We start from the raw sequence: 19,094 nt of genomic DNA on the forward strand, positions 1-19,094 counted from the left end.
TCTTCCTTCTTCCTTCTTCCTTCATTAGCTAATTTAACTACGAAACAATCGAGTATACTGAGTTTCGTGAGCCATACTTGCCAATGCCAAACCCCAACTACAACTACTAAGGTTATCATCTTCTAATCTTAAAACTTCTTGGCTAGTAAAAGTAAGATCGGAATGCAAGTCTAATAGCAATTGTTGACCAGAAGTCTGACCAAGAGGAATGAGTTTTACTCCTGCATTCACTAAATTTGCCGCCCAACTGTACAAATAGCCAAGTACAGCCGCTTCTTCTTCTATTTCCAATTTTACTGCTGCAATACCAAATGCGATCGCAAAATTGCAATTATTCCCGCAAACCTCCATTAATTCTTGCACAGATGCGCTCTCTTTTGTCTGTAAAGGTAGCTGCATATCCTGCAATAATCTTACCAGAGAACGCCCCATCTGCCAACTTTGCAAGCGCAATTCTTCTGTTTCCTTAGTCACAGTTGCCCAAGCATTCCAATAGCCCAAAGCTGCTAAATTCCCTACATTAACTGCCCTAAAAGCCCGTACCATTATAGCACATTCTAACCTAATTGCTCCAAATTTCAAGGAATCTTGTAACCATTTTTGTAAATTATCCCGATCGTTAATTGTAGCAACATCTACCAGAGTTTCTAGTCCTTCAGAATAACTATAAGCTCCCACAGGCACAGCCGCTAATTGCAATAGCCTGAGAATAGAAAATTGAGAATTCAAAATATTTTTCTCCTGCTTACATCTTCCAACCAATAACCAGCCACTAGATTTTATTAATTCTTTTCAGTATTTTCTATATAAACTATTGACGAAATTCAATGATTATGTCCATAAGCCCCTATTTCTGGTTGAAATGGTGCAATCTCTGCTTTCACTTCTAAACCCATTTTTTCCAGCATTCCCTGCAAAACTGAATCGGGAGATAGACGTAAATAATTAGGAGTAATTTCTACGGGAATGTGGCGATTACCTAAATGGTAGGCTGCTCGCATTAATAATAGCCAATCCGGCGCGATCGCAGTCATCACAGGTTCCGGTTTCGCGCTGACCCTAACTAAACAGCTATCATCTTCAGATTTTAGGAGATCGCGATCGCGCAGTACAGTCCCTCTCGGCAAACGTAGGTGCAACTCTTCCTCGGAATCTGTTTCAAACCGATGGCGCGATCGCGTGCGCTCAAGAGCTGTTAGAGGTAAAGTAAAACTGACAGCCGCATCAGGATTTGCAGGTAATCTTTCGGTCAAAACTAACATTTCGCTATTCCTATTAAGATTTCACACCCAGGTTATTTTTAACACTTATAGCAACCGCCAAGGTGGTTAGGAAATTCTAGTTTCCTTCCACCCTTAATTCTATTCCCTTCTTCCCTATGGAGGCGTAGCGATGGAGTATCCTTCTTTCTCGAAACGTTCCTGAATCATTGAAAAGAGTTCAGATTTAGTTTTCCAGAATTCCGCAGTTTTCGTCCATACCCATAAATTGATTTGGACGTAATATTCTTCAAATTCAATTTCCCCAGTTGTAGGAGGAGCTGGATTTTCTAGTATCGAGGGATGATCTTTTGCAACTTCTACTAGAACTTTCCGTACTTGAGAAATGTTGTTGCTATAGTCGCTGCGAATTGTCAGTTGAATCCTGCGATATTGATCGTGGCTGTAATTGATAATCTTATCTTCCCAAACTGTATTGTTAGGGATAGTCACCAGATCGGCAGTTAGAGTTTTTAGCCTTGTACTCGCTAGACTGATGGAGTCAACAGTACCAAACACCCCAGCTAATTCAACTTCATCACCGACATCAAAGGGTTTGTAAAGCATCAGCATTAACCCACTGGCAAAATTACCGAGGTTGCTTTGCAAGGCGAAGGCAAAGATAAAACTTGCGCCCCCAAGTACAGCCAAAACAGGCGCAAGACTAACCTCTAGTGCTGTCAAAGCTAGAAGCACGCCAACAAAAATTCCTCCTCGCTTGATGATAACAACTATAAATTGGCGCATCAATTTGGAGGTATTAGACAATTTAAGCAGCTTGCTAACTATCACGCCTAGTATTTGAAACACGATTGCAGAAGCCAGGACAATACCGACAAATTTACCTAAATTACCTGCCCAGCGCAAACCACCTTCATCTGATTTTAACCAACTGATAACCCGCACTCCTAAACCTTGGGTATCAGTCACATCAATTTCAGCTTTAGTGATAGCTTCAATGTATTTGCGGTAATACTTGCTGTCACCACCTTTGCGATCCAATTCTTCTAAAATCACGTTGAATCGGTCTACAATTGCCGTTCTTCCTGACTGGAGATTTGTCGCGTTGACAAGCAGTTTATTTTTCAATTCTGCTTCATTTTGAGCATTTTCTTGCAACTTATCTGACGTTTTTTGAAGCTGCTGCCCTTTTTTCTCAACGTTTCCTTGACCGCTACCAGGCCCAGGGGAACTGTTTGCCGTTAGTGTTTCACCGTTCGCCTTGATATTAGTATTTTCAATGGTTGCTGCGGCTTCATCAAGTTTATCAGCAGATTTCTCGGCTGCGCCTGTGCCACCATTACTACTGCTCGTATTTCCAGTAATCGCTTCCCGCGCTTTTTTGAGCTGTATGTGAGCCTCTTCTATTTTTTGTGTGCCTTGCTTGTATTCCGGTGAGTCGGGAGCAAAACCTTTTTGGTTTTTTTCTGCCTCTTCAACAGCTTTGATTGCCTTGTCTAGAGCGTCAATTTTTTGAGTTGCAGCGTTGTAAGCAGGGGAACTAGCATCTATCTTCTCTCGCTCTTTCTTCGCTTCGTCGAGGGTTGTTTGTGCCAGCTCCAGTTCACCTGTTTTTTCAGCTTTTTTCAAAGCTTCGTTCAGGGTATCATCCTGCTTGAGTTCCGTTTTGGCTTGACTTGCTTCTTTAATGCCTTCCTGGGCTTTTTTAAGTTTTTCTTTAGCTTCTTCTGCCTTTTTCGCGGCTTCTTGGTATTCTGGCGATCCGGGGACAGCGCTCTTTAGGGCTTTGTCACTTTCTTCTAGTGCTTTCTTCGCTTCGTCTAGCGAACCTGCGACTTCTTGCTGTTTGGCTATAGATCGATTCTGACGCTTGACGGCAACTTCAGCATTGCTAATTTCTTCAACTTTGCCTTTGAGCAATAGTTGCCAAGCTGCGGCTTCGTTTAGGAGTTCTTCCAGGGAAAGCGGTTTGACTAGCAATTGCAATTCATCAACCGGAATATCTGGCTCTTTAGCCGTAACTGCTGCTTTGGCATCTCCTTCTGGTGCAAGCTCAACCTTTTCAGTTTTCACCTCAGTTTCAGCCGGAGGATCTGGTTCCGGTGGTTCAAACTGCGATCGTGCTGGTATCGCCCAGATTACCAAGACACCAATTACCCCAGTGAGTAAAATTGCACGGACTCTATTACGTAACATTATAACTATTTCTCCTTAAGTATTTTTACTTGATTTGATTTTAGCCCGGTCGATCGTCTCAGGCTAAATTATAACCGGAATTTTACCCTTGTCAATAATTTCTAATTTTTTTTTAATCTCAGTTCTACTATTAAGCCACAAAACCATGAAACATAAAAAGTTTTATGTTTTATTTTTGGGCAATACTTAATATCAACAAGATTTTACTAACTGCTAATTAAGAGTAACTGCCTAATTGAAAAATGCTATGATATCTATCATTTATTTTACAGATATGATAGCGAGTAAAGTCGCTACTACACAAACATAGCCCAAGCTTGGAAAAACTGTAAAAATAGTTACTTTATTAACCTGTATAAGTTCCTGCAAATTCATCGATAGAGGCAAGCCCAGACTACGGCTGCGCCGCGTATCAGAATTTAGATGCCAAACAGCATAGAATTGCAGCGATCTTGTACAATGCAGCGAAAGTACAAACGTTTTTGACTCAAACAGCCTGGGAGTAAGATGATGGGAGATTTAGGGCGAGTGCCAGTAGGAATAGTTGGGGCATCAGGCTACGGTGGCGTGCAACTTGTGCGACTGTTAGCGGATCACCCAAGGGCACAAGTTGTTTATTTAGGCGGTGATAGTAGTGCTGGCAAACTTTTTTCCAGTTTGTACCCACACTTAAGCAACTCCATTGACTTGACGATCGAAGCGATTGACTTGGATAATATTGCCTCTAAATGTGAAGTAGTATTTCTCTCGTTACCCAACGGTTTAGCGTACCAGATGGCACCCAAATTGCTAGAAAAGGGGTGCAAAGTTTTGGATCTGTCAGCAGATTATCGGTTTGCCAACTTAGAAACATATAAAGCTTGGTACGGAGGCGATCGCCAAGACGCTGCGATCGCCTCAACTGCTGTCTACGGTCTACCAGAACTGTATCGCGATCGCATCAAAACCGCCCAACTCGTAGGCTGCGCCGGCTGCTACGTCACCGCCAGCCTTCTAGCCCTCGCACCCTTGCTCAAACAAGGTATCATCGTCCCGGAAACTGCGATCGTTGATGCCAAATCAGGCACATCCGGCGGTGGCCGCAAAGCCGAAATCAACCTGTTGTTAGCCGAAGCAGACAACTCTCTGGCCGCCTACGCAGTCGCCCGCCACCGCCACACCCCGGAAATCGAACAAATTTGCAGCGATTTAGCCGGACACGACATCAAAGTGCAATTTACACCCCACCTCATACCAATGGTGCGAGGCATCCTAGCCACAGTCTACGCCAACCTTCGCGATCCCGGATTAGTCCGAGAAGATTTACTCACAATCTTCAACGCCTTTTACCGGAATTGTCCCTGGGTAAAAATCCTACCTAGCGGCGTTTATCCCCAAACAAAATGGGCCTGCGGCACTAATCTCTGCTACATCGGCGTAGAAGTAGATCCACGCACAGACCGAGTAATTGTAATGTCAGCAATTGATAACTTAATTAAAGGTCAAGCAGGTCAGGGCGTACAGTGTATGAACTTAATGATGGGATGGGAAGAAACTTTAGGATTGCCGCAGTTAGGTTTTTATCCATAGAAATTGCTAATGGCTAATGGCTAATGGCTAATGGCTAATGGCTAATGGCTAATGGCTAATGGCTAATGGCTAATTGCTAATTGCTAATTGCTGATTACTCAGGAGTGAAAATTAAATAACTTATACCTTTTGTATGACTTACGCAATTGTCACACTTCAATGAATTAGTAGTTGCGTCAGAAGCGAACACTTACACTTACTGGGTAAACGCTTCTGGCTGACGCACCCTACAATACTTCAAGGAATTAGTAGGGTGCGTCAGACCCAGATATCAAACGAGAGAATAAGGATTTGAGTGTCTGACGCACCCTACTAATTGTGCTGGATTTTTGGCAGATGCCTTTTGGACATTTTGCGAACCAATTTTTCGTAAAGTGACTGGCATCAACCTGAAGCAATAATCTATAATTGCAACATCAATTTGCGTCCTAACACGGGCGGTTTCTATAAATTGTATGTAAGGAGGTAGCCGGTGCCAGTCAGCTTTAATGGTTCCTACTCCCAAGACTTTGATAACCTTGCCAATACGGGTACGGCTAACGCTTGGACAAATGATTCGACCCTTTCCGGTTGGTCTCTTTTCCGTCAGCCTAGCACCGGAACTGCCATAACAGCCTACAACGCAGATAATGGCGGTAGCGCTACTGGAAGCTTTTATAGTTACGGGACTACTGGTAACACCGATCGCGCCTTGGGTGGTCTTGGGTCGGGAGGTGGTTACTTCGGTAGTCCTGGGGGAAGTGCGATCGCAGGTTGGATTGCCTTTGCCGCTACCAACAATACTGGCACGACGCTAAACAATTACACCTTATCATTTAACGGCGAACAGTGGCGGGCTGCGAACGCGACAGCACAGAGTATGGTTCTGGAGTATGGCTTTGGCAGTACCTTTACTACCGTTCCAACTTGGACGGCACCGGGTAGCAATTTTGACTGGACATCACTTGTAAACAATACTACCGGTGCTGTGGATGGCAACGTGGCGGGTATGGTTAGCGGCAAAGGTGGAACTATTACTACCCCTTGGGCAAATGGTGACACGCTTTGGGTTCGTTGGGTAGAACGTAACGATGCGGGAAACGATCACGGATTGGCGATCGATGACTTCTCCCTCACGATACCTACCGTCAGTCTCACCGCCACAGACACCACCGCCGACGAAGGAAACATCAACACCGGAACATTCCGCCTAATTCGCAGCAACAGCATTGGCACATTAGCAGTTAATCTTTCGACCGTTGCGGGAATTGGCACTGACTATAACCTCAGCGTCGCATCCGGCGGCACATTAAATGCCAGCGGCACTATTTTTACTTTTAATAATGGCGTTAGTACAGCCGATATTACCTTTACTGCTATTGATGATATTCCCGCTGAAGCCAGTGAAACATTTGATTTATCTTTAGCAACCGACCCCACTTATATTGTTGATGCGGCTAATAATACAGGCAGCGTGACGATCGCACAAAATGATTTCGCTGTCACTAATACCAACGATAGCGGCGAAGGTTCATTGCGGCAAGCAATTACCAACGCCAACGCCATTACTGGCACCGATACCATTACTTTCAATATTACTGGAGCGGGGCCCCATACAATTAGTCCGACTTCCGCTTTACCTAATATTACTCAAGCCGTTATTATTGACGGATATAGTCAAACTGGGGCGAGTAAAAATACCTTAGCTGTTGGTAATGATGCCCAATTAAAAATCGTTCTGGATGGAACAAATGCAGGGGTAGGAGTCAGTGGTCTTACTTTGGGTGGTGGTTCTGATGGCAGTACAATTCAAGGTTTGACAATTAATCGCTTCCAGAGTGAAGGCATCCAAATTCAGAGTACCAATAACTTTATTTTAGGAAACTTTATCGGTACAGATGTCACTGGAACCATTGACCAAGGTAATAACGCAAGCGGCATCACTGTCTCTGCTGCTAATAATACCATTGGCGGTGCGACAGCGGGCGATCGCAACCTTATTTCCGGCAATGATAATGATGGCATAACTATTGATGCCAGTAATAATAACAACATCGCAGGGAACTATATCGGCACCAATGCCACAGGGACTCTTGCCATTCCCAATGCCAATAGTGGCGTGCGAATCATTGGGGGTGCAAACAACAATACGCTTGGTGGGACAACTAATCAATCACTGCAATCGAATATCATTGCCTTTAACCCAGTTGGCGTGTTTGCCAATGCCGATACCGTTAATAATTCTATTGTTGGCAACAGCATTTTTTCTAATACTAACTTAGGCATTGACTTAGGCAATGATGGTGTCAGTGCCAACGACACAGGCGATAGCGATACGGGTGCGAACAATCTGCAAAATTTCCCGGTTCTCACCTTCGCTGAAATTGCTGGCAGCAACACCGCTTGTGTTGGTACTTTCAACGGCAGTGCTAATACTACTTTTCGCCTAGAATTTTTCGCCAACGATGTATTAGATGCCTCTGGAAACGGCGAAGGCAAAAACTATATTGGTTTCTCTAACATTACCACCGATGCTGCCGGCAACGCCAACTTTAGCCTCACCAATCTATCATTAGCATCCCTCGGTAATTTCGTCGCCGCCACCGCCACCAATCTCACAACTAATGACACTTCTGAATTTTCCAACAGTGTCATCATTGATGCACCAATTGTCAGCATTACACCCACTTCGATCGCTCAAAATGAAGCTAACAGTGGCACGACTGATTACACTTTTACCGCCACACTTTCTCGCGCCACAACTCAAAATGTCACCGTCAATTATAGCACCAATGACGGTACTGCAACTCTTGCCGATAATGACTATATTGATAACGATAATAGCATTAATTTTACCGCTGGCGGTTCCCTCACACAAACCATTACTGTTCAATCAAAAGGCGATGAAATTGATGAAAGTGACGAAACTTTTACCGTCAATTTAGATAGCGCCACTAATGCTTTAATCGACACAACTGCTAACCAGGGAACTGGTACAATTACTAACGACGATACTGCCAATGTGACAATTACTCCCACTTCTACGAATGCGACAGAAGGTGGTGCAACTGGTAGTTATACGGTGGTTTTAACCTCACAACCAACGGCGGATGTTAATATTGCTATTGGTAATACTTCTCAAACTAATACTTCGGCGGCTACAGTTACTTTTACTACGGCTAATTGGAGTACGCCACAAACTGTCACTGTGACTGCTGTTGATGATGCTTTAATTGAAGGTAGTCATACTGGAATTATTAGTCATACGGCGAGTTCAACGGATACTAATTATGACGGTATTGCTGTCGATTCGGTGACGGCTGATATTACTGATAATGATAGTGCCAATGTGACAATTACTCCCACTTCTACGAATGTGACAGAAGGCGGCGCAACTGGTAGTTATACGGTGGTTTTAACCTCACAACCAACGGCGGATGTTAATATTGCTATTGGTAATACTTCTCAAACTAATACTTCGGCGGCCACAGTTACTTTTACTGCGGCTAATTGGAGTACGCCACAAACTGTCACCGTTACTGCTGTTGATGATGCTTTAATTGAAGGTAGTCATACTGGAATTATTAGTCATACGGTGAGTTCAACTGATACTAATTATAATGGTATTTCTGTTAATTCGGTGACGGCTAATATTACTGATAATGATAGTGTTCCTACACCAACTCCTACGCCAACTCCCACACCAATTCTTACACCAACTCCTACGCCAACTCCCACACCAATTCCTACAGCAACACCGACACCAATTCCTACACCAACACCAATTCCGACACCAATTCCTACACCAACACCTACGCCAATTCCTACAGCAACTCCGACACCAGAGGTAACAGTAACACCGACACCAATTCCTACACCAATTCCTACACCAATACCCACACCAATTCCTACAGCAGCACCCGCACCAATTCCTACAGCAACACCGACACCAGAGGTAACAGCAACACCTACGCCAATTCCTACAGCAACTCCGACACCAGAGGTAACATTAACACCAGAGGTAACACCAACACCTAAACCAGAGGTAACGCCTTCCTCAACTTGTTTTTGCGATCGCATTTCTCACCCGGATCTCTATCAACCTAATACCACCGATAACGTAATTAATGGTAGTGCAAATATCCAAATAGGTACTAACCAAAATGATGCTTATTATGGCAATAACTCCCCTAGCTTTTTTGATGCTTTGCCAGGAGATGACAACTTATTTGCCGACGATCAAGGTGATACACTTAATGGTAATGAAGGCCATGATTTTATTGTTGGTGGTAGTGGCAATGATTCCCTCTTTGGTGGCAAAGATAATGATATTATTCTAGGTGGGGAAGGAGAAGATATAATTCGGGGAAATCGAGGAAATGATTCTCTGAATGGACGAGAAGAAAATGACCAAATTTATGGCGATAATGACGATGATTTTATTGCGGGAGGTAAAGGAAATGATACCTTGTATGGTGGCAAAAACAATGATATTTTAATTGGGGATGAAGGGGAGAATTTATTATTAGGACAAGAAGGGAATGATACCCTGTATGGTGGTAGTATTAATGATACACTATTGGGAGGCAAAGGTAATGATATTTTGTGTGGCAATGCTGGTTTTGATAGTTTAATGGGGGGTGCAGGAAATGATATATTTGTGTTGTGTCCTGAAGTTGGGTTTGAGTCGATCGCAGATTTTACTAAGGGGGAAGATGCGATTGGATTGTCAGGAGGATTCACCTTTGACCAGTTGCAGATTACACAGGGAAATAATGGGGTATTGCTGACAGTTAAGCAGAGTGGAATGCCTATCGCAAATCTTGTGGGTGTTAATGCTTCCCTCATTACCGATCAAGATTTCCTCTTAATTTAAACAGATCAACGCAGATAGTAGTCCAATATCTGCGTTGATCTGCGGTTAAAACTTAAACAACCTTCGGCCCAAAACCGATAGTACCAGCATAAACAGCGCTATCGCCCAACTCTCCCTCTATCCGCAACAAGCGATTATATTTAGCCACCCGTTCGCTGCGACACAAAGAACCAGTCTTAATTTGACCCGCACGAGTTGCTACTGCTAAATCAGCAATAGTCGTATCCTCAGTTTCACCAGAACGATGGCTAATAATCGACCGATAACTATTGCGAGTTGCCAAATCAATAGTTTCCAGAGTCTCAGTTAAAGAACCGATTTGATTAAGCTTAATCAAAATCGAATTGCTAGCTTTCAAATCGATACCCTTTTGCAAGCGAGTGCGATTGGTAACAAACAAATCATCACCCACCAATTGAGTTTTTGCCCCCAACTTTTGCGTCAGCAATACCCAACTATCCCAGTCATCCTCGTGTAAAGCATCTTCAATGGAAACAATCGGATATTGCCCAACCAAGCTCTCCAAATAATCAATCAACTCCGCTGGTGAATGAGCGCTACCGTCATAGGTGTATTTCCCATCTTTGTAAAATTCGCTAGCAGCTACATCCAAAGCTAAAGCAACTTCTTCCCCTGGTTTATAGCCAGCTTTTTCAATTGCCGCGATTAACAAATCCAAAGCTGCTTGATTAGATTCCAGATTAGGAGCAAAACCCCCCTCATCGCCTACACCAGTCAGCAAACCCCGATCTTTTAAGACTTTGCTCAGAGATTCAAACACCTCTGCACCCCAGCGCAAAGCCTCCTTAAAAGATGGCGCACCCACAGGGACAATCATAAATTCCTGAATGTCCACATTGTTATTCGCGTGAGAGCCACCGTTGATAACATTCATCAAGGGGACAGGTAGCAAATTCGCTAGCGGGCCACCCAGATAGCGGTAGAGAGGGAGTGCCAAAGTATCTGCTGCTGCTTTCGCTGTTGCCAGAGAGACTGCGAGGATGGCATTAGCGCCCAGCTTTGATTTATTGGGCGAGCCATCTAAGTCAATCATGGTACGGTCTACCAAAGATTGATCGAGAGCGTCCACATTCTCCAATGCAGGCGCTATTTTCTCTTCGACATTCTGAACCGCCTTGAGAACGCCTTTGCCGCTGTAGCGCTTTTTATCGCCGTCTCGCAGTTCGTGGGCTTCAAAGCTACCTGTAGATGCCCCGCTGGGAACTTGGGCAAGTCCGACTGCACCGTTGATTAAATACACTTCGGCTTCGATTGTGGGGCGGCCCCGTGAGTCGAGAATTTCCCTTGCCCGAATTGAGTCGATCGCTGTGTCTAGCATATTTAATTGCTTCCCTAGGTTATTTGAGACCTGATGGCTCTTGGCTGTAATTTTGACCGCTAATAGGTTATGCGATCCCCGGACTGGTTGGCGCGATGTTAAAAATCTTTGCGGATTTGGTCGTTTTGTTCAAGTGGGGGGCAAGGGTAGTTCGGACACAAAATATTGGTTTATAGGGATAATTTATCGCCCGAATGCTTCGCCCCTACATCAAACTTATAGCTTGAAAACACGCCCTAGCCCCTAGCCGCCTTGGCGGTGCGCGATCGCCACTCCTGAAGATCCGCGATCGTAAACAAAGCCTCAAACTCCAAACCCGCTGAACTATATAACTGCGATCCCCCTTGCTTGCGATCGATCAAGGAAATTACTCGATCCACCTGATAACCCGCACCCCGCAAGCGTTCCACCGCCTTCATCGCCGATCCGCCAGTTGTCACCACATCTTCCAAAACCACAACCTTAGCGCCTTCCTGCAACACCGGCCCCTCAATATAAGCCATCGTCCCATGTCCTTTCGACTCCTTCCGCACGATCAGTGCCGGAATGGGTCGATTTTCATAAGCTGAAACCACACTCACCGCTGATACAATCGGGTCAGCACCCAAAGTCAAACCCGCCACAGCTTGCGTATTCGTCGGTAGCGCCGACAACAGCAAACGCCCCACAGCCAAAGCACCTTGAGGGTGGAGCGTCACAGGCTTACAGTTGATATAATAAGAACTCTGCTGACCAGAAGAAAGTACAAAGTCCCCTTCGCGGTAGGCAAACTCGCACAGCAAATCTAGAAGTTGTTCGCGTAAACTTGTTAAATCAGTAGTAGCTAAAGAGACAGCTAACCCAGTCGGAGACAGAATTTCATCCATAACGGTAACAGCCAACAAAGTTGAGAAAGTAAATAAATAGCCGATAATCAGTCTATATTAGAATCTGAATTAATCTTGAGGCTTAAGATCATGCCCCAAAAGTTAAAAAGTCTTAGTGGTGTGTTAGCGATCGCGATCGTTTCTACTATATTAGGATCTGTCAAAATCGCTCAAGCAGAACCCTTTGGATATCATCCAGTTGCCGATGAATTTAATCGGCGTTTCTTTGAAAGTTCTGGAGACTTTTTCCAAAGTGTCAACTTTCAAGGATATACAAATGACCTTTTAGGCATCGGTTCGCCCACTGGCATTATTGGTTTTCCTGAAAAGCAAATTGAACGGGATTCTAGCCAGCTTCACGGCCTCTATCGAGAAATGCTCCAACAACAAATCTCTAGCGATCCAATCATTCGCGTCCCAGATGCACTCAATCCCTTTAATACCTCGTTGTTAGGGCTACCATCGGGTCAAAAGATCGCACCTTAATTTAGGTCTGGCGATTCGTGATTTCAAGGCTGCTCTCTCTGACAACTCTCAATTCAGCCAGGATGCTCTGCTTCCCATAGTGCATCCTGCTGGATTTTATAGTAGAACTAGGAAGCTCTTGAGCAGGGAGCCGGGAGATGGGTAATTAGCCATTACCAATTAGCCATTACCAATTAGCCATTACCAATTAGCCATTAGCCATTAGCCATTAGCCATTAGCCATTAGCCATTAGCCATTAGCCATTAGCCATTAGTGCATCTACTATGCTTTTTAATTCTTACGTATTTATATTTGGCTTTCTACCGATTACTATTCTTGTATTTTTTACTCTCTGCAAATTTCATTTAGTCAAAGCTGCAATTTGGTGGCTAGCATTCACTTCCTTGTTTTTTTACGCTTACTGGAATATTGCCTATCTGCCCATCATCCTTATTTCTGTAAGTTTTAACTATTATATAGGTGAACAAATCCAGCGCGTCCTATCTAATCGTCAGCAAGCAAAAGCTCTACTTTGGCTAGGCATAATTTTGAACTTAGCAAATATTGGCTATTACAAATACGCCAATTTTTTTGTCGATTTTTGGAATCAAATTTTTCACACGGAATGGTCAATTCCTGCGATTTCATTACCTCTAGCAATTTCATTTTATACATTCACCCAAATTGCTTATCTCGTAGATGTCTATCGGGGAGAACACGAAAAATATAAATATGATTTAATCTCTTACAGTCTGTTCATTTCCTTCTTTCCTCAACTAATTGCAGGCCCAATTCTGCGCCACAATGAACTAATTCCAGAGTTACGGCAAATACGAACATTTGTTTTTTCCCATAAAAATGTAGCTAGGGGCTTAACAATGTTTACACTGGGATTATCCAAAAAGGTAATTATCGCAGATAATATCTCCCCTTGGGTAGCCCCTGTTTTTAATAATGCCGGTAATGTCAGCTTCCTCGAAGCTTGGGCGGGAGCAATTAGTTATACTTTGCAATTGTATTTTGATTTTTCTGGCTACTCGGATATGGCAGTTGGCTTAGGATGGATGTTTAATATTCCCTTACCTTATAACTTTAACTCTCCTTATAAAGCTACCTCAATTACTGACTTTTGGCGGCGGTGGCATATTACTCTTTCTAATTTTCTCCGTGATTATTTGTACATTCCTCTGGGTGGCAATCGCCAAGGAGAATTTCGCCGATATGTTAATCTGATGGTAACTATGCTGTTAGGTGGACTGTGGCATGGTGCAGGCTGGACTTTTGTCTTATGGGGGGGGATACATGGGTTATTTTTGGTAATTCATCAACTATGGCGCAAGCTGAATATTTCTTTGCCAAAATTGCTATGTTGGACGCTGACATTTTTAGCTATTTTAGCTAGTTGGGTACTATTTCGTGCTCATGATATTAACAAGGCTAAAGAAATTTTGAAGGCGATGGTAGGGATGAAAGGCTTTATATTACCTACTTCTTTTCAAGATCCTCTCAATTTCTTGACTCCACTAGGAGTAAGGTTTCAAGAACTAGCTTACTTCCCTAACTTTGGTTTGCGAAATACTCTAATTATATTGATTGGACTATTACTGTGTGTTAGCCTCTTACCGAATACGCAGCAAATTATGCAGCGTTTCAAGCCGACAGAGGCGTGGATGTTAGCAACAGCTAGCTTAGCAGTTTTCTGTTTGATTTCTCTAAATCGTGTCTCTGAGTTTCTTTACTTCCAATTTTGAGGTTAAGTAAAAATAATGAAATCTTACCGCCGTTATATTTTTAGTTTTCTTGCCGTTGTATTCTTCTTAATGGGGTTGATTGGAGCATTTAATTTTTTGGTCGATCCCTACGGTGTGATGGGCAATTTAAGTATTGTTGGTTTTAATAAGGTGAAATCAGAAAATCACAATCACGTCAGATTATTTAAAGCTATTGCTATTACTAAAATTGCTCCCAAAGCTGTTTTTCTAGGTTCTTCTAGGGCTGAAATTGGTTTAGATCCAAATCATCCGGCATTGAAGAATTACCAACCAGTTTATAACCTGGGGATTACTGGAGGAAATATGTATGAAGCTAAGCGCTATTTACAACACGCAATCGTCAACCAACCCGATTTAAAGTTAGTTGTTTTAGGTCTAGATTTTTTTATGTTTAATCAATTTGGGAAGCTTACCCCTAGTTTCCGAGAAAATCGCTTAGAGAAAACTAGCATTGTTTTTCAAGATGCGTGGGAAGTTCTTTTTTCTTTGGATGCTTTAGTGTCTAGTAAAATCACAATAAATTCTAATAGAAAAGAGCCTAATGCTACAGGTCATTTTTACCAAAATGGGATGAGAGACACTCCTTATTTTATTCGGGAAACTTATCAAAATCAACCCCAGATAATTATTTTTGAGGAAGTATTAAAAGCTTTTCGGACTCGACCGGAATTTTATCAAACCTACCAGCTTTCAGAGTCAAATATGAATGATTTAAAAAATTTAATAGATATTTGTCGGCAACGGGGTATTAAATTAGAACTGTTTATTTCACCCTGTCATGCTACTGAATGGGAAGTTATTCGAGATGCTGGCTTTTGGTCAGTTTTTGAACAGTGGAAGCGCCGAATAGTCGCAATGGCTCCCGTCTGGGATTTTTCTGGTTACAATAGTATTACAACTGAACCTATTAGTAATAATATGAAAAATTATATAGAAAGCTCCCATTACCGTAAAGAAGTGGGAGATTTGGTAATAAATAGGATTTTCCAATACCGAGAAGAAACTCAGCCTAGAGATTTTGGAGTTTTGCTGACACCAGACAATATTGAAGCTCAGCTTGCTAAGATTAGTAGCGATCGCGAAATTTGGGCGAAAAATAACCCTGATACAGTGCAACTTGTGAAAGGTTTAGAACCTAACCCAAATTGCTCATTTTGCGAAGGTGTAGAGAACTTTTTAAAGTAAGCAGGGTTGGATATATAGCAACCGCCAGGGCGGTTAGGGGCTAGGGGCTAGGGGCTAGGGGCTAGGGGAAGAAGGGGAAGAAGGGGAAGAAGGGGAAGAAGGGGAACAGAGTTAATGGTTTGGGCCATGAGCGAGTGTCCTAACTGACGAAAGCGGTTGCTATATATAGCGGTTCTTAGATAAATGAGGTATACAGAAACCCTGTATTGTCAAGCTTTCCAGGTCAAAATTCGTACTTCACCTTTTTGAGAAAGGCTATAGCAGTCGCCAAGGCAGTTAGGACATTCTGAATTCAAAACCATTCTTCTGCCTTCTCTCTTCCCTAGCCCCTAGCCCCTCTTAAACCGCCTTGGCGGTTGCTATAAGTGCGCCCTACTGGAATCGAACCAGTCTGAAAGCGAATTATGAGCTCGCTGCCTCCCCAATCGGCCAAAGGCGCTTTAATTTAGATGATATCAGATAATAACACAATTTCCCAGTCCGTGCTAAAACTAGATTACTGAAATAGAAATTGCCGATCGGCCGACTGGCTGATTTGGCTCGGTTGCTGGCTACAGGCTATCTGTAGCCAATAACAGTTTTCAGGGCGATTTGGCGTAACTTTACAGGCAATGGCATTGAACTCAACTGTAGTGCTGACCTTAATTCTGCTCACCCTCATGTTTGGAGCCGGTTTGACGAGTGCTTCATGGGGTTTTACCGTAGGTCGCCAAGCTTTGAAAGGGATTACTCAACCAGATTTCCGCCCCGGTAACAACGCGGGTGGTACCAAGGGAAGTTCAAATCCTCGCGAGGCAGTCCCTATTATGAACGAGAAGGATATTCTCAAAGCTGTCAAAGCGCGGATGGAAGGCCGTGATGTGGACAAGGGGACTGCCAAGGGTAATTCGGATGCAGATAAGGCGACGGCTAAATCTGCCCAGGCCAAAAAACCTGTTAAAAACGAGAATGCCAAGACGAAGTTTCCGGTTAATAGCCGCGATGGAGGAGTAACGCTGGAAGTTAGTTCTATTCGCGAGCGTGGTAGTTCTCTGCTGCTGGATGTGAGCATGAAGAATGAAGGCTCTCAATCTGTGCGCTTTCTCTATAGTTTCTTGAATGTCACTGATGACCAAGGTCGGGCCCTGAGTGCTAGTGCTGAAGATTTGCCAGGGGAATTACCACCTAATGGGGAAGTGTATTATGGAACGGTGAGTATTCCCACAGCTTTGCTGGACAATGCCAAACAACTTTCACTGACGCTGACGGATTATCCTAATCAAAAACTCCAGCTACAGATATCTGGAATTTTAGTCCCAAAATAAGAGTGCTCCGAATCAGCGGTGATAGTATGGTCAAACTTGATTAAGAAGATTAAGAATATCAAAGATGGTTGCCCCTGTTGTGGTTGTCAAAGGCGGTGCTAGGAATGCCTAGCTTACCTGCCCTTACTTGGACAGATGCGCTGTTGCGGTTGCTAGCAGTTTTACTACTGATTGCTATCAATGCTTTCTTTGTCACGGCGGAGTTTTCGATTGTCTCGGTAAGGCGATCGCATATCAACCATTTAGCTGCGGTGGGCGATTTAGAAGCTCAGACTGTGCAATATTTACAGCGCAGAATTGAACGTCTCCTTTCGACCACACAGTTAGGAATTACCCTGTCTAGTCTGGCTCTTGGCTGGATCGGTGAGGGGACAATGGCAATTCTGGTGAGAAGGTTTCTGGCTTACTTGCCACTACCAGTCAATATTAGCGAGGCGATCGCTCATTCTCTGGGTATATCCATATTGACTTTTTTCCTCCTGGCTTATTTGCAAATTGTGCTGGGGGAACTCCTACCGAAATCGATTGCTTTGCTGCATTCAGAACAATTAGCAAAGGTTTTAGGCCCTCCCAGTTTAGCGATCGCACGTTTTTTTAACCCGTTTATTTGGATTCTCAACCAGTCTACTCGCTGGTTACTGCGCGTTCTTGGCATGGAATACGGTGTTCCTCATCGACCAGTTACTCCCCAAGAATTACAGCTAATTATTGCTACTTCTACTGAGTCAACTGGTTTGCAGGCCCAGGAGCGAAAATTACTCAATAATGTTTTTGAGTTTGGAGCTGTTTCAGTGGAAGAAGTGATGACTACTCGCACTAGCATTGCGGCAATTCCTAGGACTGCTACGTTTCAAATGCTGCTGAATGAAATAGCTATTTCTGGACACTCCCGCTATCCTGCTTTTGGGGAATCTTTAGACGATATTATTGGTATTGTTGACTTCAAGCAACTTGCTAAACCTCTAGCTCAAGGTTTGCTTTCTCCCCAGACGCTAATTGAGCCTTGGATTCGTCCAGTTAGATTTGTGCCAGAGGTGATGCTTTTGAGCGAATTACTGCCTTTAATGCAGCGATCGCCAGAAGAAGTGGTGATTGTAGTTAATGAATATGGCGGAACATCCGGGTTAGTCACTATTAAGGATTTGATTGCTGAAATTATCGGCGATAGTCGCGAATCAGCAGATATGGAAGAAGTGGATTTGCAAATGTTAGATGACCGGACTTTTTTAGTCCAGGCTCAGTTAGAATTAGAATCTGTTAATGAAATATTGAATTTCAATTTGCCCGTCGCTGATGAATACGAAACTCTAGGAGGTTTTCTAATCCATGAGTTACAAATTATTCCCGCTCTTGGGGAAATATTTGTTTATGGAAATCTGGAATTTACTGTAATTTCGGCTTCTGGAGCACGCTTAGATCAAATTCGGATTCGGATATTGGAGAGTTCCGATACTCAGGATTTGATTGAGACTGTGCCCAAAAATAGAAGTCAAACTACACCTTACCAGTCTGCCAATAATTCAGATATTGATGGTGAATTAGACAATTAACTGTTAACTGTTAACTGTTAAGTAGATCCATCTAATTAAACGTAAGGTATGGGATCTTTTAATCCCAATTCTTCAAAGGCTGCGACGCGCAATCGACAGGAATCGCAAATACCACAGGCAAGTTCACCGCCAGCGTAACAAGACCAAGTTTTTTCCCAAGGTACGCCCAAATTATTGCCTAATTTAATTATTTCTGTCTTTTTTAGGTCAATTAATGGTGTTAAAATAGAGATGGGATTCCCTTCTCTTCCCTGTTTTGTTCCTAACCGAAATACTTCTTGCATGGCTTGGATATAATCGGGGCGACAGTCTGGATAGCCGGAATAATCTAGGGCGTTAACGCCGATATAAATGCGATTGGCGTTGAGGGTTTCAGCCCAGGCGAGGGCAAAACTAAGAAAAATTGTATTACGAGCGGGGACGTAGGTGATGGGGATGCTTTCCGACATTTGAGCGAGGGTGCGATCGCGAGGAAAATCAATTTTACTATCTGTTAATGCTGAACCGCCCCACAGGCTAAGATCGAAGGATATAATTTGATGTTTGGTAACGCCTGCGGAAAGTGCGATCGCCTTTGCTGATTCCAACTCCCGTCGGTGTCGCTGCTGGTAGTCGAAGGAAATAGCATAACTCTCGCAGCCATCTGCTTGAGCTTGATACAAAACTGTAGAAGAGTCTAATCCTCCCGACAATAAAACTACTGCTTTCACTTAGATCAACCTCAATAGAATAAGTTTCTTGAGATATTTTCATAGGGCTGACGCTCACTTGT

The 19,094-nt window shown here is 43.4% G+C and carries 13 protein-coding genes and 1 tRNA gene; 7 read left to right on the top strand and 7 right to left on the bottom strand.

What is annotated here, in order from left to right; all coding sequences use genetic code 11:
* Nucleotides 1-33 precede the first annotated feature (33 nt).
* From PY364_RS10910 to PY364_RS10920, 3 genes are all read right to left on the bottom strand, one after another.
* Nucleotides 34-729, bottom strand: a complete 696-nt coding sequence (locus tag PY364_RS10910; RefSeq protein ID WP_275522465.1) for an urease accessory protein UreF — start codon at nucleotides 727-729, stop codon at nucleotides 34-36.
* A gap of 95 nt (nucleotides 730-824) precedes the next feature.
* Nucleotides 825-1,262 (bottom strand): urease accessory protein UreE, encoded by a 438-nt coding sequence (gene ureE, locus PY364_RS10915; protein WP_275522467.1) that lies wholly within the window; start codon nucleotides 1,260-1,262, stop codon nucleotides 825-827.
* A 114-nt stretch (nucleotides 1,263-1,376) separates the two neighbouring features.
* Entirely contained in the window at nucleotides 1,377-3,416 is a 2,040-nt protein-coding gene (locus PY364_RS10920; RefSeq protein ID WP_275522469.1) for a mechanosensitive ion channel domain-containing protein, read from the bottom strand.
* A gap of 510 nt (nucleotides 3,417-3,926) precedes the next feature.
* Here PY364_RS10920 and argC point away from each other — a divergent pair.
* Entirely contained in the window at nucleotides 3,927-4,985 is a 1,059-nt protein-coding gene (gene argC / locus PY364_RS10925; RefSeq protein WP_275522489.1) for an N-acetyl-gamma-glutamyl-phosphate reductase, read from the top strand.
* Nucleotides 4,986-5,457: 472 nt separating this feature from the next.
* A complete protein-coding gene (locus PY364_RS10930) occupies nucleotides 5,458-9,840 on the top strand; it encodes a Calx-beta domain-containing protein (protein WP_275522471.1) in 4,383 nt (1,460 codons plus the stop codon).
* Nucleotides 9,841-9,892: 52 nt separating this feature from the next.
* Here PY364_RS10930 and eno read toward each other — a convergent pair whose 3' ends face one another.
* Together eno and pyrE are read right to left on the bottom strand one after the other, a co-directional pair.
* Entirely contained in the window at nucleotides 9,893-11,179 is a 1,287-nt protein-coding gene (gene eno / locus PY364_RS10935; protein WP_275522473.1) for a phosphopyruvate hydratase, read from the bottom strand.
* 236 nt (nucleotides 11,180-11,415) lie between these two features.
* On the bottom strand, nucleotides 11,416-12,045 hold the full coding sequence (gene pyrE, locus PY364_RS10940) for an orotate phosphoribosyltransferase (RefSeq protein ID WP_275522474.1): 630 nt from the start codon (nucleotides 12,043-12,045) through the stop codon (nucleotides 11,416-11,418).
* A gap of 90 nt (nucleotides 12,046-12,135) precedes the next feature.
* Between pyrE and PY364_RS10945 the strand changes: the two genes are divergently transcribed.
* The 3 genes from PY364_RS10945 (at nucleotide 12,136) to PY364_RS10955 (ending at nucleotide 15,468) form a co-directional block, all read left to right on the top strand.
* The gene (locus tag PY364_RS10945) at nucleotides 12,136-12,531 is read left to right on the top strand and encodes a hypothetical protein (RefSeq protein WP_275522476.1); all 396 of its coding nucleotides are present in this window, start codon (nucleotides 12,136-12,138) and stop codon (nucleotides 12,529-12,531) included.
* 264 nt (nucleotides 12,532-12,795) lie between these two features.
* A complete protein-coding gene (locus PY364_RS10950) occupies nucleotides 12,796-14,262 on the top strand; it encodes an MBOAT family protein (protein ID WP_275522478.1) in 1,467 nt (488 codons plus the stop codon).
* Nucleotides 14,263-14,277: 15 nt separating this feature from the next.
* A complete protein-coding gene (locus PY364_RS10955; protein WP_275522480.1) occupies nucleotides 14,278-15,468 on the top strand; it encodes a hypothetical protein in 1,191 nt (396 codons plus the stop codon).
* Nucleotides 15,469-15,834: 366 nt separating this feature from the next.
* Here PY364_RS10955 and PY364_RS10960 read toward each other — a convergent pair.
* A tRNA-Ile gene (locus tag PY364_RS10960) sits at nucleotides 15,835-15,907 on the bottom strand.
* 172 nt (nucleotides 15,908-16,079) lie between these two features.
* Here PY364_RS10960 and PY364_RS10965 point away from each other — a divergent pair.
* Nucleotides 16,080-16,772: a hypothetical protein gene (locus PY364_RS10965; protein WP_275522483.1), complete on the top strand. Its 693-nt coding sequence runs from the start codon at nucleotides 16,080-16,082 to the stop codon at nucleotides 16,770-16,772.
* 104 nt (nucleotides 16,773-16,876) lie between these two features.
* Complete coding sequence (locus PY364_RS10970) at nucleotides 16,877-18,322, top strand: hemolysin family protein (protein ID WP_275522485.1); 1,446 nt, start codon at nucleotides 16,877-16,879, stop codon at nucleotides 18,320-18,322.
* Nucleotides 18,323-18,357: 35 nt separating this feature from the next.
* Here the strand turns inward: PY364_RS10970 and queC are convergent, their stop codons facing one another.
* Nucleotides 18,358-19,032 (bottom strand): 7-cyano-7-deazaguanine synthase QueC, encoded by a 675-nt coding sequence (queC, locus tag PY364_RS10975; RefSeq protein WP_275522487.1) that lies wholly within the window; start codon nucleotides 19,030-19,032, stop codon nucleotides 18,358-18,360.
* Nucleotides 19,033-19,094: the final 62 nt, after the last annotated feature.

Source organism: Kamptonema sp. UHCC 0994 (assembly GCF_029167235.1).
Classification (GTDB): Bacteria; Cyanobacteriota; Cyanobacteriia; order Cyanobacteriales; family Microcoleaceae; genus Kamptonema.